At 71.3% G+C, this 23,333-nt stretch carries 22 protein-coding genes; 13 read left to right on the top strand and 9 right to left on the bottom strand.

The features are described from left to right. Window positions 1-12 precede the first annotated feature (12 nt). Genes J4H91_RS12450 through J4H91_RS12440 form a run of 3 tightly spaced genes read left to right on the top strand, consistent with a single transcriptional unit; the run spans window position 13 to window position 2,191 of the window. On the top strand, window positions 13-285 hold the full coding sequence (locus J4H91_RS12450; protein ID WP_208046585.1) for a DUF3039 domain-containing protein: 273 nt from the start codon (window positions 13-15) through the stop codon (window positions 283-285). Window positions 286-311: 26 nt separating this feature from the next. Next, window positions 312-815: a phosphoribosyltransferase gene (locus J4H91_RS12445; RefSeq protein ID WP_208046584.1), complete on the top strand. Its 504-nt coding sequence runs from the start codon at window positions 312-314 to the stop codon at window positions 813-815. 53 nt (window positions 816-868) lie between these two features. Next, a complete protein-coding gene (locus J4H91_RS12440; protein WP_208046583.1) occupies window positions 869-2,191 on the top strand; it encodes a nicotinate phosphoribosyltransferase in 1,323 nt (440 codons plus the stop codon). A gap of 54 nt (window positions 2,192-2,245) precedes the next feature. On the opposite strand, the gene J4H91_RS12435 is transcribed toward J4H91_RS12440, so the two are convergent. The 3 genes from J4H91_RS12435 to J4H91_RS12425 form a co-directional block, all read right to left on the bottom strand. Beyond that, entirely contained in the window at window positions 2,246-5,731 is a 3,486-nt protein-coding gene (locus J4H91_RS12435; RefSeq protein WP_208046582.1) for an error-prone DNA polymerase, read from the bottom strand. A gap of 152 nt (window positions 5,732-5,883) precedes the next feature. Then, entirely contained in the window at window positions 5,884-7,479 is a 1,596-nt protein-coding gene (locus tag J4H91_RS12430; RefSeq protein ID WP_208046581.1) for a DNA polymerase Y family protein, read from the bottom strand. After that, window positions 7,476-8,120, bottom strand: coding sequence for a hypothetical protein (locus J4H91_RS12425; RefSeq protein ID WP_208046580.1), 645 nt, complete (start codon window positions 8,118-8,120; stop codon window positions 7,476-7,478). The genes J4H91_RS12430 and J4H91_RS12425 overlap by 4 nt, the downstream gene beginning before the upstream one ends. 87 nt (window positions 8,121-8,207) lie before the next feature. Here J4H91_RS12425 and J4H91_RS12420 point away from each other — a divergent pair, with 87 nt between their 5' ends. Together J4H91_RS12420 and J4H91_RS12415 are read left to right on the top strand one after the other, a co-directional pair. Next, window positions 8,208-8,531: a DUF2469 domain-containing protein gene (locus J4H91_RS12420; protein WP_208046579.1), complete on the top strand. Its 324-nt coding sequence runs from the start codon at window positions 8,208-8,210 to the stop codon at window positions 8,529-8,531. A gap of 172 nt (window positions 8,532-8,703) precedes the next feature. Next, window positions 8,704-9,219 (top strand): M23 family metallopeptidase, encoded by a 516-nt coding sequence (locus J4H91_RS12415; protein ID WP_208046578.1) that lies wholly within the window; start codon window positions 8,704-8,706, stop codon window positions 9,217-9,219. A gap of 74 nt (window positions 9,220-9,293) precedes the next feature. Here J4H91_RS12415 and J4H91_RS12410 read toward each other — a convergent pair whose 3' ends face one another. From J4H91_RS12410 to J4H91_RS12395, 4 genes are read right to left on the bottom strand one after another with little or no spacing between them, the layout of a single operon-like run. Next, complete coding sequence (locus tag J4H91_RS12410) at window positions 9,294-10,448, bottom strand: tyrosine recombinase XerC (protein ID WP_208046577.1); 1,155 nt, start codon at window positions 10,446-10,448, stop codon at window positions 9,294-9,296. A gap of 4 nt (window positions 10,449-10,452) precedes the next feature. Continuing rightward, window positions 10,453-11,763, bottom strand: coding sequence for a DNA-processing protein DprA (dprA, locus tag J4H91_RS12405; RefSeq protein ID WP_341783538.1), 1,311 nt, complete (start codon window positions 11,761-11,763; stop codon window positions 10,453-10,455). Beyond that, window positions 11,760-13,301: a YifB family Mg chelatase-like AAA ATPase gene (locus tag J4H91_RS12400; protein ID WP_208046576.1), complete on the bottom strand. Its 1,542-nt coding sequence runs from the start codon at window positions 13,299-13,301 to the stop codon at window positions 11,760-11,762. The genes dprA and J4H91_RS12400 overlap by 4 nt, the downstream gene beginning before the upstream one ends. Then, window positions 13,298-13,690, bottom strand: coding sequence for a YraN family protein (locus J4H91_RS12395; protein WP_208046575.1), 393 nt, complete (start codon window positions 13,688-13,690; stop codon window positions 13,298-13,300). The genes J4H91_RS12400 and J4H91_RS12395 overlap by 4 nt, the downstream gene beginning before the upstream one ends. Before the next feature lie 370 nt (window positions 13,691-14,060). On the opposite strand from J4H91_RS12395, the gene rpsB reads away from it, so the two are divergent. The 8 genes from rpsB to J4H91_RS12355 all read left to right on the top strand — a co-directional run bounded on the left by rpsB (window position 14,061) and on the right by J4H91_RS12355 (window position 19,827). Further along, a complete protein-coding gene (rpsB, locus tag J4H91_RS12390; RefSeq protein ID WP_208046574.1) occupies window positions 14,061-14,906 on the top strand; it encodes a 30S ribosomal protein S2 in 846 nt (281 codons plus the stop codon). A 45-nt stretch (window positions 14,907-14,951) separates the two neighbouring features. Beyond that, on the top strand, window positions 14,952-15,782 hold the full coding sequence (gene tsf / locus J4H91_RS12385; RefSeq protein ID WP_208046573.1) for a translation elongation factor Ts: 831 nt from the start codon (window positions 14,952-14,954) through the stop codon (window positions 15,780-15,782). A 114-nt stretch (window positions 15,783-15,896) separates the two neighbouring features. Then, window positions 15,897-16,610: a UMP kinase gene (pyrH, locus tag J4H91_RS12380; protein WP_208046572.1), complete on the top strand. Its 714-nt coding sequence runs from the start codon at window positions 15,897-15,899 to the stop codon at window positions 16,608-16,610. A 56-nt stretch (window positions 16,611-16,666) separates the two neighbouring features. Further along, window positions 16,667-17,221: a ribosome recycling factor gene (frr, locus tag J4H91_RS12375; RefSeq protein WP_208046571.1), complete on the top strand. Its 555-nt coding sequence runs from the start codon at window positions 16,667-16,669 to the stop codon at window positions 17,219-17,221. A 5-nt stretch (window positions 17,222-17,226) separates the two neighbouring features. Then, window positions 17,227-18,144, top strand: coding sequence for a phosphatidate cytidylyltransferase (locus tag J4H91_RS12370; RefSeq protein ID WP_208046570.1), 918 nt, complete (start codon window positions 17,227-17,229; stop codon window positions 18,142-18,144). Continuing rightward, entirely contained in the window at window positions 18,144-18,749 is a 606-nt protein-coding gene (locus J4H91_RS12365; protein ID WP_208046569.1) for a DivIVA domain-containing protein, read from the top strand. Before J4H91_RS12370 ends, J4H91_RS12365 begins: the two co-directional genes overlap by 1 nt. 211 nt (window positions 18,750-18,960) lie before the next feature. Beyond that, a complete protein-coding gene (locus tag J4H91_RS12360; RefSeq protein ID WP_341783537.1) occupies window positions 18,961-19,524 on the top strand; it encodes an aggregation-promoting factor C-terminal-like domain-containing protein in 564 nt (187 codons plus the stop codon). Between the two features lie 6 nt (window positions 19,525-19,530). Further along, the gene (locus J4H91_RS12355) at window positions 19,531-19,827 is read left to right on the top strand and encodes an ATP/GTP-binding protein (protein WP_208046568.1); all 297 of its coding nucleotides are present in this window, start codon (window positions 19,531-19,533) and stop codon (window positions 19,825-19,827) included. A 4-nt stretch (window positions 19,828-19,831) separates the two neighbouring features. On the opposite strand, the gene J4H91_RS12350 is transcribed toward J4H91_RS12355, so the two are convergent. Both J4H91_RS12350 and J4H91_RS12345 read right to left on the bottom strand, forming a co-directional pair. Further along, window positions 19,832-20,356: a ribonuclease H family protein gene (locus tag J4H91_RS12350; protein ID WP_208046567.1), complete on the bottom strand. Its 525-nt coding sequence runs from the start codon at window positions 20,354-20,356 to the stop codon at window positions 19,832-19,834. Window positions 20,357-20,385: 29 nt separating this feature from the next. Beyond that, complete coding sequence (locus J4H91_RS12345; RefSeq protein WP_208046566.1) at window positions 20,386-23,223, bottom strand: hypothetical protein; 2,838 nt, start codon at window positions 23,221-23,223, stop codon at window positions 20,386-20,388. Window positions 23,224-23,333 lie beyond the last annotated feature (110 nt).

The raw sequence follows: 23,333 nt of genomic DNA, 5'->3' as shown, positions 1-23,333 counted from the left end.
TAGAATCGGTTCATGGGAATCTTCACGCGACGCGATTCGGAACCCGCAGGCGGCGTCGACGTGCTCGACCGCGAACTCGAGAAGCTGCTCGAGGACTCGCAGATCGAGGACGGCGATCATGAGCGCTTCTCCCACTACGTGCCGAAGGACAAGATCCTCGAGTCCGCGGTGACCGGGAAGCCGGTGCGAGCGCTGTGCGGCAAGAAGTGGACGCCCTCGCGCGATCCCGAGAAGTTCCCGGTGTGCCCGGAATGCAAGAAGGTCTACGAGAAGATGCGCAAGTAGCGCCGATCCCCGGAGGAAGAAACGACATGACCGACACCCGCGAGGTGCTCACCTGGGATGGCTTCGGAGACGCGACGCGCGACCTCTCGCGCCAGATCGTCGCAGACGGCTTCGTTCCCGACGTGGTCGTCGCGATCGCGCGCGGCGGACTGCTGCCCGGCGGTGCGATCGCCTACGGCCTCGGCGCGAAGAACTGCGGCGCTCTCAACGTCGAGTTCTACACCGGTATCGGCACGGTGCTCGAGCGGCCCGAGGTGATCCCTCCCGCGCTCGATCTCGGCTACCTCGCAGGCCGTCGCGTGCTGCTCGTCGACGACGTCGCCGACAGCGGCCGCACCCTGAAGCTCGCGGTCGAGCTGCTGCGCGCCGAGGGCGCGGACGTGCGCTCGGCAACGATCTACACGAAGCCGGGCACCGTCGCGTCGCCCGACTACTCGTGGAGGGCGACCTCGCTCTGGATCGATTTCCCCTGGTCGGCCAGCGGCTCGGTGATCGAGGAGGATGCCGACAGCCTGGAGCGCTCCGCCTAGAGGTCGCGCCTACCCGCGCGGCCTCTAAGCGCACCAGCCGGTATGCTGGCGACGTGCACACCTCGACGGCATTCCTCACCGACCACTACGAGCTGACGATGGTCGACGCGGCGCTCCGCTCGGGCACCGCTCACCGCCGCAGCGTCTTCGAACTCTTCGCCCGACGTCTCTCCGGCGCCAGGCGATACGGGGTGGTCGCGGGCACGGGTCGCCTGCTCGAGGCGATCGGGCGCTTCCGCTTCGGCGACGCCGAACTGGAGTTCCTGCGCGAGCGGGCCATCGTCGCGGACCGCACGCTCGACTGGCTCGCCGATTTCCGCTTCAGCGGCGAGATCTGGGGATACCCGGAGGGCGAGGTGTTCTTCCCGGGCTCACCGCTCGTCATCGTCGAGTCGAGTTTCGCGGAGGGCGTGCTGCTCGAGACGCTGGCGCTCAGCATCCTGAACGCCGACTCCGCCGTCGCCACCGCTGCGTCGCGCATGGCACACGCGGCAGGCGGCAAGCCGCTCGCCGAGATGGGATCGCGCCGCACCGGCGAGTACAGCGCCGTCGCCGCGGCCCGCGCCGCCTACGTCGCCGGTTTCAGCGCGACCTCCAACCTGGAGGCTGGGCGCAGTTACGGCATCCCGACCATGGGCACCGCCGCTCACAGCTTCACGCTGCTGCACGACAGCGAGCGCGAGGCGTTCGAGGCGCAGGTCGCCGCGCTCGGCACCGACACGACCCTGCTCGTAGACACCTACGACATCGAGCAGGGCGTGCGCACCGCGGTCGAGGTCGCGGGCACCGATCTCGGGGCCGTGCGCATCGACTCCGGCGACCTGCCGGTCGTGGTGGCGCGCGTGCGGCAGCTCCTCGACGAGCTCGGCGCCACCCGCACCCGCATCACGGTCACCAACGACCTCGACGAGCACACCGTCGCGGCGCTCGCGTCTTCTCCCGTGGACAGCTTCGGGGTCGGCACCTCTGTCGTCACCGGTTCGGGCACCCCGACCATGGGCATGGTCTACAAGCTCGTGGCCCACGAGAACGACGAGGGCGAGTGGGTCTCGGTCGCGAAGAAGTCGGCGGACAAGGCGTCCGTCGGCGGGAGGAAGAGCGTGCGCCGCGCCTTCAACCGGCGAGGGATCGCCACCGCCGAGCTGCTGTTCCTCGGCGACGGCCCGGGCGGGGAGCCCGAGGGCTCCGAGCTCGCCGCCAGCTCGCGGGAGGTGCTCGTGCCGCTCGTCGAGGCGGGCGAGGTGCGCGCCGAGCACATCGGGAGCGCCGGCATCGCGGCGGCCCGCGAACGGCACCGCGCCTGCGTCGCCGAGCTGCCTCCCGTCGCCATGAGCCTCACCCGGGGCGACCCCGCGATCCCCACCGAGTACCGCTAGGGGCGGCGGGGATCCCTGTCGGATACTCCGCGCCGCGAGGAGCGTCGGGGATCCCTACCGGAAATCCCGCGACGCGACTCCGGCGGGCGCGGCCAGCGGCTCGAACCGCTGCGCGATGACGTTCACGACGCCCTCGGGCGAGCGCTCGAGCACACCGCGGATGACGAGGGCGGGGGAGGAACGGGCGACCAGGCGGTTCTGCTCCCACACCTGCTGCCACGTGACGACGTTCACCGTGCCGGCCTCGTCCTCGAGGGTGATGAAGGTGATGCCGCTCGCCGTTCCGGGGCGCTGCCGATGCGTGACGATGCCGGCCACCTCGACCGCGGTGCCGGGAGCCGTCTGCCGTATTCGGTCCGAGCGGACGACGCCGCGCGCGTCGAGCGCGTCTCGCACGAACGCGAGCGGATGCGCGCCGCGGCCCGCGACCCCGGTGGTCCAGAGGTCGAGTTCGGCCTGCTCGGTCTCGCTGAGCACCGGCAGCAACGGGGGCTGCACGTGCACCGCGATGCCCGGCAGGAAGCGCTCGCGGTTGTCGGCGGCCGGGGCAGCGGCCCAGAGCGCCTCGCGCCGCCCCAGGCCCAGGCTCTCGCAGGCACCGGCCGCGGCCAGTGCCTCGATGCGCTCGCGGTCGAGATCCGCACGCCGTGCGAGGTCGGCGAGGTCGGCGAAGGGGCCGGCCTCCCGGGCCCTCGCGATCCGATCCGCGATCGCGGTCTCGATGCCGCGGATGTCCGAGAGCCCGAGCCTGACCGCGAAGGCGCCGTCGCGGCGGTGGCGGCCGCTCGTGTCGGCGGTCTCCGGGTCGAACTCCGGGACCGGAGGCTGCTCGGGGGAGAGGCAGGCATCGGAACCGCGTGCCGCGGCGGCGCCCGCCGCGCCCGCGATCCGCTCGAGCCCCGCCTGCGCGTCGGAGCGCTGCACGTCGGGCGGCAGCACCTCGACGCCGTGGCGCCGGGCGTCCTCGGTGAGCGAGCGGGCCGAGTAGAAGCCCATCGGCTGCGACTGCAGAAGCCCGGCGAGGAAGGCGGCGGGGTAGTGCAGTTTGAACCAGGCGCTCGTGTAGACGAGCAGCGCGAAGCTGATCGAGTGGCTCTCGGCGAAGCCGAAGTCGGCGAAGGCCTTGATCTGCTCGTACATGAGCTGGGCCGCCTCACCCGTGATGCCGTTCTTCGCCATGCCCGCGAAGAGCTTGCCGCTGAGGCCGTCGATCCGCTCCTCGCCGCGCTTCGAGCCCATCGAGCGGCGCAGCAGATCCGCGTCCTCGCCCGAGAAATCCCCCACGGCCGTGGCCATCTGCATGAGCTGCTCCTGGAAGACCGGGACGCCGAGGGTGCGCTCGAGCACGGGGATGAGCTTCTCGTGCGGGTAGTCGACCTCCTCGGGGTGCGCCCTGCGCCTGAGATACGGGTGCACCGCGCCGCCCTGGATCGGACCGGGGCGGATCAGCGCGATCTCGATGACGAGGTCGTAGAACCTGCGCGGCTTCAGCCGCGGCAGGGTGTTCAGTTGGGCGCGGCTCTCGAGCTGGAACACGCCGACGGCATCGGCCCGGCAGAGCATGTCGTAGACCCCGGCCTCCTCCTTGGGGATCGTCGCGAGGGTCCATCGCTCGCCCGTGTGCCGCGCGGCCAGGTCCATCGTCTTCTGGAGGGCGCTCAGCATGCCGAGGCCGAGCAGATCGAACTTCACGAGGCCCATCGCCGCGCAGTCGTCCTTGTCCCACTGCAGCACGGTGCGGTCGTCCATGCGCGCGTGCTCGATCGGGCAGACCTCGCCGACCGGGCGTTCGGTGAGCACCATGCCGCCGGAGTGGATGCCGAGGTGCCTGGGGGCCTTCGCGAAGCGGGCGGCGAGCGCCCGGACCTCGGCCGGGATCTCGTTCAGCATCTCCCCGGAGGGGCGGTGCCAGCCCTCGATGTCGCGGGTCCAGGCGGTCTGCTGCCCCGCGCCGTAGCCGAGCGCCTTGGCAGCGTCGCGGATCGCGCCCTTCGTGCGGTAGCTGATGACGTTCGCGACCTGGGCGGCGTTGCGCCTGCCGTACTTCCCGTAGACGTACTGGATGATCTGCTCCCGCTGCTCGGAGTCGAAGTCGACGTCGATGTCGGGCTCCTCGTCGCGCAGGCTGGAGAGGAAGCGCTCGAAGGGGAGATCGTAGAGAATCGCGTCGACGGCGGTGATACCGAGCACGTAGCAGACTGCGGAGTTCGCGGCCGATCCGCGCCCCTGGCAGAGGATGTTCCTGTCGCGCGCCTCGCGAACGATGTCGTGCACGATGAGGAAGTAGCCGGGGAAGTCCTTCCGTTCGATGACTTCGAGTTCGCGCTCGAGACGCTGCCGGTGCCCGTCGGGCAGGCGGTCGCCGTAGCGCTTCGCCGCGCCCTCCCAGACGAGGTGTCTGAGCCAGCTCATCTGGGTGTGCCCCTCGGGCACGTCGAGTTTCGGGAGCCTGGGCTTCGCCGCCTTGAGCGGAAAACCGAGCTCGCGGGCGAGCGGCACCGTGCGTGCGACCGCGTCGGGGTGGCGGGCGAAGCGGCGGAGCATGGCGGCTCCGTTGCGCAGGTGGGCGGCGCCGGTGGCGGGGAGGTGCGGATCGAGCTCGTCGAGGCTGCGGCGGGCCCGTACCGCCGCCATGGCCTCGGCGAGGTCGGCGTCCGCGCGCACCGCGTAGTGCACGTTGCCGGTGACGAGCGTGGGGAGGCCGTGCGCCTCGGCGAGACTCGCGAGGCGGTCGACGCGGGCGTCGTCGCCGGGGTGGCCGTGGTGGGTGAGCTCGACGTAGACGGCGTCTGCTCCGAAGCGGTCGGTGAGCGCGTCGAGTTCGCGGGAGGCCAGCGCGTCTCCCGCCTCGCGGGTGGTGCCGGCATCGAGCGCGCGCCCCACCGCACCCTTGCGGCAGCCGGTGAGGATCGCCCAGTGCCCGCGACCCCGCGCGGCCAGTTCGTCGAGGTCGTAGACGGGTCGGCCCTTCTCGCCGCCCCGCAGTTGAGCCTCGGTGATCGCCCCGGCGAGGCGATGGTACCCCTCTATGCCGTGTGCGAGGACGAGGAGGTGCGTGCCCGCCGGGTCGGTCGCGCCGAGCTGGGGAGCGTCGAGTCCGAGCGAGAGCTCGGCGCCGTGCACCGTGATGAGCTCGGGGTGCAGCTCCGCGGCCTCTGCGAAGCGGGCGGTTCCGTAGAAGCCGTCGTGGTCGGTCAGGGCGAGGCCGGTGAGGCCCAGCCGCGCGGCCTCCGAGACGAGCGCCTCGGGAGAGGATGCGCCGTCGAGGAAGCTGTAGTGCGAGTGGGCGTGCAGCTCAGCGTAGGGCGTCCCGGCCGCTCCGGGTGTTCCGGGCGCTCCGGTCGGGGCCGTGGGGTCATCGCGTGGGGGCGGAGCTGGAGCTGGAGCCGGGGCACCGGGTGGCGCCGGCAGCTCGGTCGGGGGCGGCGAGCCGACCGGAGACCCGACCGGAGACCCGACCGGAGACCCGCCGTGCCGCGGTCTCCCCGACAGGCGCCGTTCGAACTCCTCCCACGGCACCGGGGGATTGCTCCATCCCATGCCCGCCTCCTCTCGCGTCGTATCGGTTCTTCTCGCGTCGTCCCGGTTCGTCTCGGTTTTCTCCGGAGCCGTGGATCGTCACAGCGGCCAGCCGCAGCGATCCTTCATCGCATCACGGCTATTCCCGCCCGCCTCCCGCTTCCGTTCCGTCCCTAGTCGTAGCGACCCTCCGCGAACCACCTCCCTCCCTGGTGCAGCAGCAGCCAGGCGTCCCCGTCGCCGAGTTGCACCTGCAGGCGGAAGCGTTCGGGGACGCCGCGCCACCAGCGCTCTCGGAGTGCCCACGGCTGCGACCAGCCGGCGACCGGTGCGCTCCCCGCCGCCTCGCCGACACGCAGCCGCGCTGGTCTGGCGTCGAGCAGTTCGTCGCAGTCGATGCCGACGAGCAGGCCGGAGTCGTCGAGCAGTTCGGCGGGAACCGGGGGCGCGAACACCTCGCTGGGGTGGGGAGCGGGGAGGGATCCCGGCCACGGCCCGGTCGCGGAGCGCCGATCGCGCGCGGCGGTCGCCCACGGCGTGAACTGCTGCCGCTCGGCGAGCAGACGCCCTCCGGTGATCCTGACGGTGCCGACCCCGGTGTGCCCGATGCGGCTCTGGACCCGGCTGAGGTGGTGGTGCACGCGCTCATCGGGCCCCGTGCTCCAGAGGCCGGGTTCGTGCGCCGCCGCACGGTCGGTGTGCACGGGGGAGAGTCTCACGCGGACGATCCCCGCTCCGTTCCGCTCCGGATCCCTGGGCACGGTGTCCGACTGCCAACGGATGCGGTTCACGACATCGGCCGCGGTGAAGCGGCGGGGGTGCGACCATACGCGCTCGTGGCGCAGGCCGATGTCGTCGGTGAGCTCGACGCGGAGCGAGGTGCAGACCAGTCGCTCCTCGGCGAGCTCTTCGACGAAGCGCTCGGAGAGCGCGGCGCAGGCGAATGCCAGCTGCTCGGCGGCGTCGAGCGGCGGCTCGAAGTCGAGCGTTGCTGCGAGTTCTCGGGCCGGGGTGCGAGGGCGCAGCTCCGAGCCGTGCGCGGGCGGCGCGGCGGAGGCACGGCGGTGCACCGCCGTGCCTGTCGCGCCGAAGCGCTGCCGCACCGCCTCCTCCGGGAGTGCTGCGAAGGAGCCGAGCGTGCGGATGCCGAGCCCTCGCAGCACCTCCGCGAAGCGCGGATCGGCCGCGCGCGAGACCGGCAGCGGGCTGAGGAAGGCCCGTGATCCGCCGGCCGCCACGATGCGGATGCCCGGAGCGGGGGACTCGATCCCCGGGGCATCCGCGGCCGATCGGGCCGCCTGCTCGGCCGCGAACCATCCATCGGCGATGCCGATCCTGGCGTCGGGGAGCTCGAGCGATTCGGCGAGCCGCAGGATCTCGGCCGCGGCCCGGTCCTCTCCGCCGTAGTATCTGGCTGGGCCTCGCGCCCGCATCGCGCAGAGGCCGGGTCGCAGCGGGGAGACGCCGGGGATGATGCGCTCGAGCGCGGCGATGACGGGCGCGAAGCGGCGCTCGTCGACCTCCGGGTCGTGCGGGAGGATCACCGCGTCGGCGCAGCGGAACTGCGCTTCGCGCTCGGACAGCCCCGGCCGCACGCCCTCCGCGCGCGCGGCGGCGGAGCAGGCGACGACGCGCCGCTGCGAGACGAGCGCGACGGTGGGAGGCAGGGGCGGAGCCTCCTCCGCTGCGCGCTCGATCGCATGCGCCCGCACCGGCCAGTCGGGGATCCAGAGGACGAGGGTGCGCTCGGGTGCGGTCGCCGTGCTCATCGCAACCCGCTCGCGATCGGTGAGGGATCGGCCACGACCGCGCCATCCTCGAAGCCGACGGTGTGCTCGCGCACCCCGCGCCGGTCCTGCGTGCGCACCGCGAGCCGTCGGGAGCGGAGCGCGCCGTGTCCCCGACCGAGCCCGGTCCATTGGGAACCTGTGACCCTCAGCGTGCTCTCGGGCCGCGGCCAGTCGCCCAGCACGATGAGCGCGGCGCCGTGCTCGCGGAGTCGAGCCGAGATTCGTTCGGCGTCTCCGGCGCGAGGCGTCGAGGTCGCCCGGAGCAGCACGACGGTGAGGATCTCGCACAGCGCGCTCGCGAGACTGATGGCGTGGGCGCCCGGTTCCGGGATCAGGACGCAGCGATCGAGTGCGACGCCGAGCTCGACTGCGGCCTCTGCTCCGAAGGAGCGGCAGCCGATCACCCCGCACCAGGCGCCCGATGCGGAGCTCGCGCTCATCAGGGCGAGCGCCAGCTGCTGCGAGCCGTGCACCGAGTAGCTCGCCCCTTTCCGCAGTGCCCCGCCCGGCAGCAGGGTGCGCAGACCGGCGTGCGTCGGAAGCGCGCGGTCGTCGAGCCGCACCGGCTGCATCTCGGAGATGCGCCGCTGCAGGGAGTCGACGGTCGCGGCGGGAATCATGGAGCAATATTCGAACATATGTTCGAATAAGTCAATCCGGAATCGGCCCGGGTTTCGACGGCCGCCGGAGCGCGTAGGATGGTGGGGATGAACGAGGACGAGCTGGACGATTACGAGCGCGAGGCCGAGCTGTCGCTGTTTCGCGAGTACCGCGACATCGCGAGCCAGTTCCGCTACGTCGTCGAGACCGAGCGGCGCTTCTACCTGGCCAACGAGGTCGATCTCAAGCGGCAGGACGCGGGCAGCGACTTCTATTTCGAGCTCACCATGGGCGATGTCTGGGTGTGGGACGTGTACCGTTCCGACCGCTTCGTGAAGTCGGTGCGGGTGCTCACCTTCAAGGACGTCAACGTCGAGGAGCTCTCGGCGCGCGAGTTCAAGCTGCCCCAGGAACTGTCGATCGACGAATAGGGCGAGGGATCGCGGCCCGGTATCGCTGCCCGGCGTCTCGGGCGCCTGAGGCGGTCGCGAGCGGTCCGCCTTCTCCCTCCACAACCGGAACGGGTACCGTTCTCACGGCGTGTCGTCCACATCGGCCGGTTTCGGGCTGCGGGATCCCCGACGCGCCGGGGAGGATCGGGGCATGATCCCTCTCCGCTCCCTCGCACCGCTCGCGGCACTGCCGGCGAGGCAGCCGGCGCCGCTGCTCGCGGCTCTGCTGACTCCGCTGCTCGCGCTCACCGCGAGCGCGCCGGGCGCGGAGCGCTGGGCGCCGCCGCTCGGGAGGGCGCTCGAGGTCTCGGGCCCCTATCGCGCCCCGGTTCACGACTACGCGTCTGGGCATCGCGGCATCGACCTGCCCGCCGTTCCCGGAGAGGCGGTTCTGGCCCCCGTGTCGGGCACGGTCTCGTTCGCGGGCCCGGTCGTGGACCGCGGGGTGGTCTCGATCCGACTCGATACGGACACGGTCGTGTCGATCGAGCCGGTCGCCGCCGAGGTCGCCACCGGCGCGTCGGTGCGTCGAGGGGAGCGGATAGGCGCCGTGTCGAGCGGCGGGCACTGCCTCGCCGAGTGCGTGCACGTGGGAGTGCGGGTGGAGGGCGCGTACGTCAACCCCATGCGCTTCTTCGCGAACCGGCCCGTGCTGCTGCCCTGGTGAGCAGACCCGTGCTGCCGCCGTGGGGACCGGGGCGGTCTGCGCGGGCTTCGAGGCTGCTCGGAGCTTGTGCCCGCTCAGGCGCGCGGGTGCGCCTGGCGGTAGGCCTCGGCCAGACGCTCCGTGGAGACGTGGGTGTAGATCTGCGTGCTGCCGAGGCTGGCGTGCCCCAGCATCTCCTGCACGATGCGGAGGTCGGCGCCCCCGTTGAGGAGGTGCGTGGCCGTGGAGTGCCTGAGCGTGTGCGGGCCGCGTGGCCCTCCGCCCGGCTCCTGTTCGAGCTCGCGTGCGACGACGCGATAGACGGTGCGGGTGCTGAGCGCACCCCCGCGGACGCCGAGGAAGAGGCGGTCCGAGACGCCGGGCCCGGTCTGCGCTCCGGCAGCGCCGCGGGGCTCGCCCGCGGACCCCTCGAGCGGGTCCCCCGCAGAACCCACGGGACCCGAGGGTCGGTCCTCTGCCGCGGTTCGTGCGGCGAGCGCGGGGCGGCCGCGTTCGAGGTAGGCCTCAATCGCCCTGGCTGCGGGGGCGCCGATGGGCACGACGCGCTCCTTGCCGCCCTTGCCCAGCACCCGGACGGTGCGCTCGCGCCGGTCGAAGCCGGTGAGCGGCAGCCCGCAGAGCTCCGACACGCGCAGGGCGGCGGCGTAGAGCAGTTCGAGCACGGCGTGGTCGCGCAGCTGCTCGGGGTCGCCGCTCTCGGCGCGCGCGGCGGCTCGGTCGAGGATGCGGGCGACCTGCTCGTCGCCGAGCACTCGGGGGAGGGATCGGGGCGCCTTCGGAGAGCGGAGGCGCGAGGCCGGGTTGCCCGGCACGGCTCCGGTGCGCTCCAGCCACGAGCCGAAGGACTTGAGCGTCGCGACGCCCCGCGCGATCGTGCTCGGCGCGAGTCCGCGCTGCTGCCGCGCCCAGAGCCAGCCCCGCATCACCTCGATATCGCACTCCGCGACGGTCATGGCGTCGGCACCGGCACCCGGATCCGTTCCCCGCTCCTTCTCCGACCCCGTTCCCGGCACCCTTTCCGCGTCCGTTCCCGGATCCCTCTGCGAATCCGTCGCCGGCTTCGTCCCGGGGTTCCTCCCCGCGCGCGTCGGGCTCCCTGCACGCGTCGCGGCCGCGTGCTCCGCGAACTCCCGCAGATCGCGTCCGTAGGAGCGCAGCGTGTGCTCGGAGTAGCCGTACTCGAAGCGAACGGCGTTCAGGAAACCCTCGATCGCCTCGTCCAGTCGCATGCCCTCATTCTCGCCGCTGCAGCACCCAGCGCGTCTCCGAGATGCCCGGCGTTTCGCGACGTGCCACGAATCCGAGCAGTTCGAGCTCGGCGAGCGCGCCCGCCGTTTCCTCTGGGGCTAATCCCGCCTGCCTCGTCACCTCCGCAGTGCTGCGGGTGCCCCGCAGCGGGAGGGCGTCGATCACGCGTCGATGCAGCGGGCTCTGACGCTCGCCGTGCTCGCCGCGGCCGGTTTCGCCTGAGCCGGTCCCGTTCGAACCGGTCGTGCTCCCGCCCGCTCCCTCTCCGGCGACACCCGCGTCGTCGATGCCCAGCAGCTCTCTCACCTCCTCTCCGTTCGTCACGAGCGACGCGCCGTACTCTCGGATGAGCCTGTGGCAGCCGCTCGATGCCGCGCTGGTGATGGGACCGGGCACCGCACCGAGCGGACGGCCCAGCTCGGCCGCATTGCCCGCCGTGTTGATCGACCCCGAGCGCGCGCCGGCCTCGGTGACGAGCGTGGCGGCCGAGAGGGCTGCGATGATGCGGTTGCGCATCAGGAATCTCCACCTGGTGGGGGCCGCGCCCGGCACCATCTCGGAGCACACCGCGCCGGCCTCGGCGATGCGCTGCAGCAGTTGGGTGTGCGCCGCGGGGTACGGCCGATCGGCCCCGCCCGCTACCACGGCGACGGTCGGCGTCTGCGCGGCGAGAGCGGTGCGGTGCGCAACCGCATCGATGCCGTAGGCCGCGCCCGAGACGATCGTGGCACCTGCCGCGCTCGCCGCATCGGTGAGCTCGGCGGTGACGTGAGTGCCGTAGCCGGTGCATGCCCTGGCCCCGACCACCGCGAGCGATGCCGCGGACAGGTGCTCGGGCTCGCCGAGCACCCAGAGCAGGAGCGGCGCGTGCTCGCCGAGATCGTCGAGCAGGGTCGGCCAGGCTTCGGCCCCCGGGGCGATGATCCGCATTCCGTTCGCGACGCCCCGGTCGAGGTCGGTCAGGGTCGCCGAGCGATCGAGGCGCGGGGCCCAGCGCCTGATCCCCGCGCCGATGCGACGGGCGTCGAGCTCCACCCCGGTAGCACGGCGCGCCGCCTCGCAGAGCCGTCGTGCGCCGGCCCCCGAGACCACGAGGTCGAGTGCCGGCCCCGGGCCGAGGGCCGCGAGGAGTTCCCCGGCTGCCGCGTCGGCGGGTTCGACGAGCCGCGACCAGATGATGCGGGCGAGCATCGCGTCGGCCGCCGCCGCGTCGAAGCCCGGGCCTTCTCGTACGAGGCGGTCGAGCCTACAGCGGATCTCGGCGTCGGCTCCCACGTGCATGCTCGCCCCGCTCACGGCGCACCGCCGCCTCTCAGCACGAGCGCCCGCGCGATCTCCTCGCGCCCGGGCCGTTCGAGCTCGGCCAGATCGGCGATGGTCCACGCGAGTCGCAGCACGCGGTGATAGCCGCGCAGCGTCAGCGCCCCTCGCGCGAGCGCACGATCGAGCACCGCGGTGTCCGCCCGTGTCAGACGGCCGGCGGCACTGCGCAACCAGGTGCCCGGGAGCTCGGAGTTCACCCTCCACGCCGTGCCGCGCAGGCGCTCGGTCGCCCTGAGTCGAGCCCGTCCGACCCGCTCGCGCAGCTCGGCGCTCGACGGAGTCGGAGCGGCGGCATCGCCGAGCAGCGCGCTCGAGACGCGGCGGACGGTGAGATGGAGATCGATGCGGTCATTCAGCGGGCCCGAGATGCGCTGCAGGTAACGCACCCGGGTGGCGGGGCTGCAGCGGCACTCCGCCGCGGTATCGGGGGAGCCCGCGTTGCCGCACGGGCAGGGGTTCGCCGCGAGCACGAGCTGGATGCGGGCGGGGAGCGTCGTGCGCAGCCTGGCACGGTGGATCTCGATCCACCCGGATTCCAGCGGCTGTCGCAGCCCGTCGAGCACGGAGCGGGGGAACTCGGGCGCCTCGTCGAGGAAGAGCACGCCGTGGCAGGCGCGGGTGATCGCGCCCGCGTGAACTCCGGCACCGTCTCCTCCGCCGATGATCGACACGGCGGAGGCCGTGTGGTGCGGCGCCTCGAACGGCGGGCGGTCGACGAGGGACCCGAGCGGCACCCCGCCCAGAGCTGCGATGCTGCTGGCGGTGAGCGACTCCGCCTGGGTCAGGTCGGGCAGGATCGACGGCAGACGCGAGGCCAGCATCGTCTTGCCCGCGCCCGGCGGCCCGAGCAGCGAGAGATGATGCCCGCCCGAGGCCGCGATCACCAGGGCCTCGACGGCCTCGGGCTGCCCGATGACGTCTGACATGTCGGCCTCCTCCGCAGCCCGGCGCTCCTGCCGCGGAGTCGGTGGCACGACCCGCCAGGCCCCGGCCGCGCCCGCGTGCCAGGCCACCGCGCCCGCGAGGTCTCGCGCGGCGACGATCTCGACGCCCGGCACGAGGGCCGCCTCGGTCGCTCCCTGCTCCGGCACGATCACGCGGCGAAACCCCAGCTCCCGTGCCGAGACGGTGGCCGCGAGGAGCCCGGCCGGGCGGCGCAGCTCGCCGTCGAGTCCGAGTTCGCCGATGTGCGCCGTCTCGCCGAGCCGGGTGCCCGGCAGCCTGCCCGAGGCCGCGAGCGCGGCGAGCGCGATCGCGAGGTCGAACCCGGATCCCTGCTTCGGCAGATCGGCCGGCTGGAGATTCACGGTGATGAAATGGTCCGACAGCGGCAGGCCGGACTGCGCCGACGCGGTGCGCACCCGCAGCTTCGCCTCGGCGAGCGCGGTGTCGGGAAGACCGATGATCGCCATGCCGGGCAGCTGCCGGGATACTGCGGCCTCGACCATCACGGCTGTGCCTTCGAGGCCGGTCAGCGCGATCGCGCCGGCTCGGCACACCTCGCGGCTCACGAGATGCCCCGCAGGTGGTCGATTCGCGGGGCTGCGCCGGGAAGCAGCGTGATGCCCACGGCGTCGATGCGCAGCTCGAGACCGTGCGCTGACTGGGCGCGCCGCCAGTCGAGCAGCAGGCGCCGCAATCGGGCGGCTTTGCGCGCGGTGATGGCCTCCAGCGGGGTGCCGTAACCGGTGCCGCTCCGCGTCTTCACCTCCACGGCGACGAGGGTGCGGTGCTCTCGCGCGACGATGTCGAGCTCGCCGTGCCTGGTGCGCCAGTTCCTCTCCAGTATGCGGAACCCCTGCGCCGCCAGATACTCGGCGGCGATCGCCTCGCCGCGATCGCCGAGTGCGCGGTTGCCCGACCCGCGAGCCGTTCCGTCTTCGATTCTCGTGCCGTTCATCGTGCACCTCCTGTCGGCCAGCGTCGCGGCTCTGCCCGGGGAGCGAAAGCAGAAAAGAGCCGATGTGGAGAAGCCGGGCCCGAATCGGTGGAAACGCCGGGTGTGGAGGGAGAAGGCCCCCGAGTCTCCGACGAGTCGGCGTCTCGGTGGAAACGCCGGGTGCTGAGGGAGGGATCGGGCGCCGCAGCGGTGCTACACTGTTGGATGCATCTCGAAAGAGATGACTTCGCGTGCCCGATTGTCGGCGCTTCGCCACCGGTCTCCCGCAGGGAGCGGCGAAGCCCGCGGGCACCAGGATCTGGCCGCATCCGCGGCCGATGAACAACCGCAAGCGCGCGCCCGCAGGGGTGCGCAGAACAGGAGACCGGCAATGGCCGTCGTCACCATGCGCCAGCTGCTCGACAGCGGCGTCCACTTCGGACACCAGACCCGTCGCTGGAACCCGAAGATGAAGCGCTTCATCTTCGCCGAGCGCTCGGGCATCTACATCATCGACCTGCAGCAGTCGCTCGGCTACATCGATGCCGCCTACGACTTCGTGAAGAACACCGTCGCGCGCGGCGGCAACATCCTCTTCGTGGGCACCAAGAAGCAGGCGCAGGAAGCGATCGCCGAGCAGGCGACCCGCGTGAACCAGCCCTACGTCAACCAGCGCTGGCTCGGCGGTCTGCTCACCAACTTCCAGACCGTCACCGGTCGCCTCGAGCGCATGAAGGAGCTCGAGCAGCTCGACTTCGAGGGCACCACGAGCGGCTTCACCAAGAAGGAGCTGCTGCTCAAGAAGCGCGAGCTCGAGAAGCTGCAGAAGTCGCTCGGCGGCATCCGTCACATGACGAAGACCCCGTCGGCTCTCTGGGTGGTCGACACCAAGAAGGAGCACCTCGCGATCGACGAGGCGAAGAAGCTCGGCATCCCCGTGATCGCCATCCTCGATACCAACTGCGATCCCGATGAGGTCACCTACCCGATCCCGGGCAACGATGACGCCATCCGCTCGGTCGCGCTGCTGACCCGCGTGATCGCCGACGCCGCGGCCGAGGGTCTCATGGAGCGCCACCAGAAGCCCGCCGAGGGCGAGGCCGCCGCCGAGCCCCTCGCCGAGTGGGAGGTCGAGCTGCTGAACGCTGAGAAGACCGAGGCCCCCGCCGAGGAGGCTCCGGCCGCCGAGGAGGCTCCGGCTGCTGCCGAGGCACCCGCCGAGGCCTCCGCCGAGTAACGAGCCCCACACTTTCCACTGCACACTCAGTAAAAGGAGTCACACATGGCTGCAGTAAGCATGGCCGCTGTGAAGGAACTGCGCGAGCGCCTCGGCGCCGGCATGGTCGACTGCAAGAACGCGCTCACCGAGGCCGATGGCGACATCGAGAAGGCCATCGAGATCCTGCGCCTCAAGGGCCTGAAGGGCGTCGCGAAGCGCGGCGACCGCGAGGCGAGCGAGGGCCTCGTCGCCGTCGAGCAGAGCGAGGGCGCCGCCACGATGATCGAGCTCGTCTGCGAGACCGACTTCGTCGCGAAGAACGAGAAGTTCCTCGCGCTCGCGGATCGCGTGCTCAAGGCGATCGTCGCGGCAGGCGCGAAGAACGCCGAGGAGGCCCTCGCGGCCCCCGCCGGCGACCAGACCGTCGCCGAGCTGATCACCGACGAGGCCGCCGTCATCGGCGAGCGCATCGAGCTCCGCAAGGTCTCGCGCGTCGAGGCCCCGGCCACCGCCGTCTACCTGCACCGCACCTCGAAGGATCTGCCCCCGCAGATCGGCGTGGTCGTGGGCTACGAGGGCGACGACGCGAAGGCTGCGCTGAGCATCGCCCAGCACATCTCCTTCGCCGATCCGCTCTACGTCTCCCGCGACGAGGTCCCCGAGGCCGATGTCGAGAAGGAGCGCGAGATCGTCACCGAGGTCTCGAAGAACGAGGGCAAGCCCGAGGCCGCTCTGCCGAAGATCGTCGAGGGGCGCCTGAACGCGTTCTTCAAGCAGGTCGTGCTCAACGAGCAGATCCACGCGCTCGACGAGGAGAAGCGCGACGTGAAGAAGGTCGCCGATGCGGCCGGCATCACCGTCACGGGCTTCGCCCGCGGCAAGGTCGGCGCGTAAGCGAGACCATCGAGACCCGGGTCGGACTGGGGAGCACCCCTTCCGGCCCGGGTCTTTCGCTGCCCCGCACTATCATTGGCTGAGACCAGAACCACACCCTGCGAAGGAGAACCCATGACCGAGACCCGCAAACGCCGAGTCCTGCTGAAGCTCTCGGGGGAGGCGTTCGGGGGCGGCACGCTCGGCGTGAATCCCGATGTGGTGAGCCAGATCGCGCGCGAGATCGCGGCTGCCATGGAATCGGCGGAGGTCGCGGTGGTCGTGGGCGGCGGCAACTTCTTCCGGGGCGCCGAGCTCTCCCAGCGCGGCATGGATCGCGCCCGAGCCGACTACATGGGCATGCTCGGCACGGTGATGAACGCCCTCGCCCTGCAGGACTTCCTAGAGCAGGCGGGCGTCGGCAGCCGCGTGCAGTCGGCCATCACGATGACGCAGGTCGCGGAGACCTACATCCCGCTGCGCGCCATCCGCCACCTCGAGAAGGGACGCGTGGTGATCTTCGGCGCCGGCGCCGGCCTGCCCTACTTCTCCACCGACACGGTGGCGGCGCAGCGCGCGCTCGAGATCCACGCCGACGAGGTGCTCGTCGCGAAGAACGGGGTCGACGGCGTCTACACGGCCGACCCGCGCCAGGATCCCGACGCCACGCTCATCGATCGGATCAGCTACAACGATGCGCTCGTGCAGGGCCTCAAGGTCGTCGACTCGACCGCGTTCAGCCTCTGCATGGACAACGGCATGCCGATGCGCGTGTTCGGCATGGAGCCGGCGGGCAACGTCACGCGGGCGATCAGCGGCGAGAAGCTCGGCACGCTCGTGCACAGTTGAGTCCTGCGCGCCACCACTAGACTTGAAATATTGACCACCGGAGCAAGGAGAACGCCGTGATCGAAGAAGTCTTCGCCGATGTCAGGGAACGCATGACGAAGGCGGTCGACGCCGCGAAGGAGAGCTTCGCCACGGTGCGCACGGGCCGTGCGAACCCGGCGCTGCTGCAGAACCTGCAGGTCGACTACTACGGCACGCCCACCCCGCTGCCGCAGCTCGCATCGGTGCAGAACCAGGACGCCCGCAGCCTGCTGATCACCCCCTACGACAAGGGCGCGATGAAGGGCATCGAGCAGGCCATTCGCGACATGCCGAACCTCGGTGCCAACCCCTCGAACGACGGCAACGTGATCCGCGTCACCCTGCCCGAGCTGACGGAGGAGCGCCGCAAGGAGTTCGTCAAGATCGTGAAGAACCGCGCCGAGGATGCGCGCGTCGCGGTGCGCGGTGTGCGTCGTCACGGCAAGGACGAACTGGATGCGCTGAAGAGCGAGATCGGCGAGGACGACGTGGCGCGGGCCGAGAAGGAACTCGAGGCCGTCACCAAGCAGTTCATCGAGCTGATCGACGACGCGATGAAGCGCAAAGAAGCCGAACTCCTGGAGGTCTGACTGCGATGTCGGGCTCGGAGCGCCGCGATGAGATCAGGGCTCACCTGGAATCGAAGCGTGCGCAGCTCGAGGCGACGAACGCCCGCATCGAGGCGCGAGCCGGTCGCAATCTGGTCTTCGCGATCGGTTCCGGCCTGATCTTCGCCGCGATCTTCATCGCGAGCCTCTTCCTGCTGAAGGGACTGTTCGCGGTGCTCGTCGCCGCGCTCGTCTCGATCGCGCTCGTCGAGCTCGCCGCGGCGTTCCGCACCGCGGGGCGGCGGGTGCCGCGCGTCGGCGTAGTGCTCGGCGGCCTCGTCGTGGTCGTCGGCGCCTATTTCTGGGGGGCTGAGGGCATGCTGCTCGGGCTCTTCGCCGGATCGGTGCTGCTGACGCTGTGGCGCCTCGTCGAGGGGCTTGTTCCGAGCTGGGAGACGGCGCCGCGCACGCTGGTGCGCGATGTGTTCTCTGGCCTCTTCACGCTCGTCTACGTCGCCTTCCTCGCCTCGTTCGCGGTGCTCCTGCTGAGCGGTGAACGGGGGGAGTGGTGGGTCTTCGGGCTCGTCGCCGTCGTGGTCTCCGTCGATGTGGGGGCCTATGCGGCGGGAGTGACGCTCGGCAAGCACAAGATGACGCCGCGGATCAGCCCGAACAAGACATGGGAGGGATTCGCGGGAGCGGCGCTCGTCGCCGTGATCGTCGGAGTCGTCGTCTCGTTGTTCGCGCTGCGGCAGCCGTGGTGGGTCGGCGTGGTGCTCGGCCTCGTCGTGCTGCTGACGGCGACCGGGGGCGATCTCACCGAGTCGCTCATCAAACGGAATCTGGGAGTGAAGGACATGAGTTCGTGGATCCCCGGTCACGGCGGTTTCCTCGACCGGCTCGATTCGCTCCTCCCGTCCGCCGTCGGCGTGTACGGGGTCGCGCTCGTATTGGGAGTGGTGTGATGGCGCAGGGCGTTCAGCAAGAGGCGAAGCGCGGCGGGCAGAATGGTGTGGTGCACACGGCGTTCCCCCTCGCAGGCAAGTCCGAGCTCGGCTACCACCCCGAGCAGGTCGACGCGTTCCTCGAACGTGCGCGTTCGAGCTACGAGACGGCATCGGGCGAGGGATCGGGGATGACCGCCGCCGAGGTGCGCGGCACGGCCTTCGCCGTGAGGAAGCGGGGGTACTCCGCCCGCTATGTGGATGCGGCGATGGACCGCCTCGAGGAAGTCTTTTTCGAGCGGGAGCGTCGTGCCCGCCTCCGCGAGATCGGCGAGGACGCCTGGTGGGACGAGACCCGCCAGCTGCTGTCGGAGGTGCGCGGCCGTTTGCAGCGCCCGCGCGGTCGGCGCTTCCGCCGCAGGGGTCTGTTCGCCACCGGCTATCGTCGTTCGCAGGTCGATGCGTTCCTCGATCGAGTCTCCGACATGTTCGAGCGGCGGGAGATCGCGATCGCTCCGGCCGATGTGCGCGACGTGGTGTTCCACTCGCAGTGGCGGGGATACGACGAGGACCAGGTGGATGCGCTGCTCGACTCGGTCGTGGACCTGATCCTCTCGACCCGATGAGGCCGAGGCGTTCGGGGCCTCTCTCGAAGTCGCGCATGATCCGGGCGTCTTCTCCTCTGTCGTGCGGAATGACAACGTTGAGAAGGCACGGCGGGGCGTTGCCCTGTCCGTCGCGCCGAGATACAATCGTTACATTGTGCCTGTCGTGAATCACTCCTTCCGTTCCCCCTGGACCAGACTCCGAGCCCCGTTCGCGGTAGTCGCGGTCGCTGTGCTCTTCGGCGGCGCCGTGGTGGCGCCCTTCTCGATGCCGAGCGCCCAGGCCGACGAGGCCGCGTTCCAGGCGCGCATCACCCAGGAGTTCGTGCCCAACGAGAATCCCGAAGACGATCTCGTCTTCGCGGAGGTTCCCACGGTCACGCTGCCCGATCCGGAGGAGGAGCGCAAGCGCCTCGAAGCGGAGAAGGCGGCCGCCGAGGCCGAGGCGGCGAAGAAGGACCAGTCGTCGTCCGCCTCCGCGCCCGCGAGGTACACGGGCGGCGGTGCGCCCGCCGAATGGATGGCTGCCGCCGGCATCCCCGAGAGCGACTGGTTCTATGTCGACCAGATTGTCTCGCGCGAGAGCGGCTGGAACCCGAACGCGACGAACGCGACTTCGGGTGCGTGTGGCCTGGCACAGGCATTGCCCTGCAGCAAGGTCCCTGGCGGGAACGGTTATGACCCTGTGGCCAATCTGATTTGGGCGAATCAGTATGCCCATACCTGCGTATCGGGCCGCATGTACTGCGGTTGGAAGGGTGCGTTTGACTTCTGGCAGGCGAACGACTGGTGGTGACCCGGCGTGGCGCGTAACCGCCGCGTCAACAAGTATCAGCGGGCCGCCCAGGAGCCTCCGCGCGACGTCACGAGGCTCGCCTACGGGGGAGCGCGTCGCGAGTCGCGGCGGGGCCTGGAATGGTTCGTGCGCGATATCCCGGCCCACCGAGCCGAGAAGGTCTACCGCTGTCCGTCGTGCGGCACGGATATCCCGGCCGGTCAGGCGCACGTCGTGGCCTGGAACGCCGAGCACTTCTTCGGCGATGAGGCGGCCGTGAGGGATCGTCGGCACTACCACGCCCACTGCTGGCGCAGCTTCTGAACCTTTAGAACAGAGTCGGGGGCGCCGCTGCGGTGCTCGGCTCGATCTCGACCGCGGCAGCCGCCCCTGCGAGACCCGGCCCGGGGTCGGGCGCGAGACCGGAGCGGAAGGCCGTGGCGACCGCGCGGGCGCGCAGGTCGGCCGCCTCGTTGAGCGGATGGCCGGCGTGCCCCTTCACCCACTCGAACTTCACATTTCGACCTGCGAGGGCGGCGTCGAGCTGTTCCAGCAGATCCCTGTTGAGCACCGGCTTGCCGTCGGCCTTGCGCCAGCCGCGCCGCTTCCAGCCGGGCATCCACTTCGTCACCGAGTTGATCACGTACTGGCTGTCGCACAGCACGAGCAGCGGTTCGTCCGCGCGGTGGGCCGTGGCCCGCAGCAGGTCGAGCACGGCCATCAGCTCGCCCTGGTTGTTGGTGGCGCGGGGCCAGCCGCCCGCGCGCCACTGCCGCTCGTCGATCACCCAGGCCCATCCGGCCGGGCCTGGGTTGCCGAGTGCCGAACCGTCTGCCGCTGCGGTGATTGCCATCCCTCTATCCTGTCAGAGCGCGGGCGCGGTCAGCCCGCCGTACGCTCGTCGTCGGTCCTGACGGGCTGCTCGACGGCGGTGCCGGTGACGGTGCTCATCTTCTGGGCATTGGTGATGACCTCGCCCAGGCTCTCGAAATAGCGTGCGACGGCCCCGCGCTCGACCTTCAGCTGGGTCATGCGGTCCTCCGCCGCGGCGAGCACCTTCGTCGCCCGTTCCTCGGCCGCGGCGAAGGTGGTCTGCGCGCGTCGCTCCGCCTCGAGCTTGACCTCGGCGGCCTGCCGCTCCGCCGCTGCGCGGATCTCCTGCGCATCGTGCGCCGCCTCGGAGGTGATGCGCTGGTATTCCGCGCGGGCCTCCTCGAGCTGAGCCCGCAGCTGCTCGAGCTCGGAGGTCGCCGCCTCCAGCTCGCGGCGCGAGGCCTCGGCCGCCGTGCGCTGGCGCTCGGCGAGCTCCTGGGCCAGCTGATCTCGCTGCTGCGCCGAGTTCTGCGCGAACGCGATGGTCTCCGAGTCGATCCGCTCGCGCAGCGCCCGCAGTTCGTCCTCAGCCGCTGCCCGCGCCTCGGCGAGCTGAGTCTCCTCGCCGTTGCGGTACTCCGCGAGCTCTGCGACGGTGTCGGCGCGCAGCAGATCGGTCTCCTCCACGACCGCGACGCGCTTGGCTGCCACCTCGCGATCGATGGCCGCGGCTGCGGCCTCGCGCTGCACGCGCAGCTCCTCCTCGTGCGCGGCGAGCGCCGTGGCGATCGCGCGGTCGTGCTCGGCGCGCTCGCGCTCGAGGTCGTCGGCGAGCTTCGCCCGTTCGCGCTCGATCTCCAGCTCGAGCGCCTCGCGCTGCTGCCCGAGCGCGGTGGCCGCCTCGTCGCGATCGATGCGGAGACGTTCCGCGGCGGCGGCCCGCTCGTCGGCGAGACGCTGCTCGTGCTCGCGCAGCTGCGCGGCGATCCGCTCCTCGTGCACCGTGGTCTCGTCGGAGAGCCGTGCGGTGTGCGCCGCCAGGGCCTCAGCGAGCTCACGCTCCTGCTGTTCGCGCTCGGAGGCGATGCGGCTCTCGTGCTGCTCGAGCTCGGACGAGATCCTGGCGACGTGCGCGTCGCGCTCCGAGATGAGACGATCCTGATGCGCCGCGAGCTCCTCGCCGATGCGGCTCTCGTGCGCCCTGCGCTGCTCCGCGAGCTCGCGCTCCAGCGCTCCGCGCTGCTCGACGAGTTCGGTCTCCTGCGCTTCCCGCTCGGAGCGGAGTCGTGCGGTCTGCGCCTCGCGCTCCTCCGCGAGGGCCGCTTCGTGCTGCTCGCGTTCCGCCGCGATGCGCGCTTCGTGCTGTTCCAGCTCGGTCGCGATGCGCGAGTTGTGCTCTTCCAGCTCGGCTGCGATGCGCGCCTCGTGCGCCTCGCGCTCCGCACGGATCGATTCCTCGTGAGAGGTGCGCTCTTCGGCGATGCGCTGCTCGTGCGCCTCGCGCGCGGAGGCGAGTTCGGCATCCTGCGCCTCGAGCTCTCGGCGCAGCCGCGCCTCGTGCTCGACGGTCGAGCTGCGCACCGCGTCCTCATGCGCCGCGCGCTCTTCGGCGATGCGTCGCTCGTGGGCTGCGAGCTCGGAGGCGATCGTGCGCTCGTGGGTGTCGCGCTCGGTCTCGATGCGGGTCCTGTGCTCCTCGAGCTCCGCGGCGATGGCGGCTTCCTGCGCCTCACGAACGGCGGCCAGGCCGGCGGCCTGCTCCGCATCGAGGCGCTCGCGCGCCTCAGCGGCCCGAGCATCGTCCCGCTCCCGCTCCCGGAGCGCCTGCGCCGCCAGCGTCTCGATCTCGCTGCGCTGCAGCGTCAGTTCGCGCGCGATCGCGGCGTCGTGCTCGGCGCGCTCCTGCGCGATACGGTCCTCGTGTGCGGCGCGCTCGGCTGCGATCGCCCGCTCGTGCTGCTCGCGCTCGGCCGCGATCGCGGCGTCGTGCTCGGCACGCTCCTGTGCCACCCGGCCCCGCAGGGTCTCGATCTCGGCGGTGAGCTCGCGCTGCTGCGCCGCGAACCGGGTCTCGAGCTCGCGCTCGCGCTCGGTGAAGCGCTCCTCGAGCTCGGCCTCCTCGCGCTGGCGCTTGGCCTCGAACTCTGCGCGCGCGCGTTCGCCCTCCTGCACGAGCCGCGCGCGCTCGAGCTCGGCCTGGCGCTGATCCTCCGCCTTCCTGCGGTCGAACTCCTCGGCGTGACGCTCGGTCTCCGCGCGCAGCTCGTTCGCGGCGCTGCGCGCCTCGCCTGCGAGCCGCTCGGCCTCCGCCCGCGCCCTCGCAAGGATCTCGGCCGCCTCGCGCTCGGCGGTCTCGCGGAGGGTCGCGGTCTCGCGCTCCGCGGAGCCGCGGGTGAGCTCGGCGGCGCGGCGGGCCTCGTCGAGCAGGCGCTCGCGCTCGGCGTTCGCCTCACCGGTCTGCTGCGCCACATCCGTGCGGGCTCCGGTCAGGATGATCTCGGCCTGTTCCGCAGCCGCCGCGAGCAGCGCGTCCGCCTTGCCGTGCGCGTCTTCGAGCACGCGCCGGCTCTCCTCCTCGGAGGAGCGGCGCAGCTTCTCGGCGTCGAGATCGGCTTGCGCCATCAGGCGCTGCGCGTGATCCTCCGCGATCTGCAGGCTCTTCTCGACGCGCAGTCCGAGTCCCGAGTAGCCGCTCGCGCCGAGTTCCGCGACCTGCTCCTGCAGCTCCGCGATCAGCTGCCGCTGCTCGTCACCGGTTCGCGATGCCTCCTGATGAGCGGTCTGCAGCGCCTCGAGGTGCGCCTGCAGCGTCGAGATGTGACCGGTGAGGGCTGCGACGCGCTCGTCGACCTCCTCGCGGTTGTAGCCGCGGAAGGCCGGTGAGAACTGCTGGGCTGATTCGGACAAGTGGCCTCCGAACGGGAAGGTGAATGCGAAGCGCTGCGCCGGAAGGGGGCGCGGAAGATACAAAGAGCCATGATAGTTCACTTCCCGGAGTCAGGGGTGGAGACGCTGGC

This window comes from Leucobacter ruminantium (assembly GCF_017565705.1).
GTDB classification, from domain to species: Bacteria; Actinomycetota; Actinomycetes; order Actinomycetales; family Microbacteriaceae; genus Leucobacter; species Leucobacter ruminantium.
The sequence above is the reverse complement of the archived record's forward strand: the minus strand, read 5'-3'. Positions and strand labels throughout refer to the sequence as shown.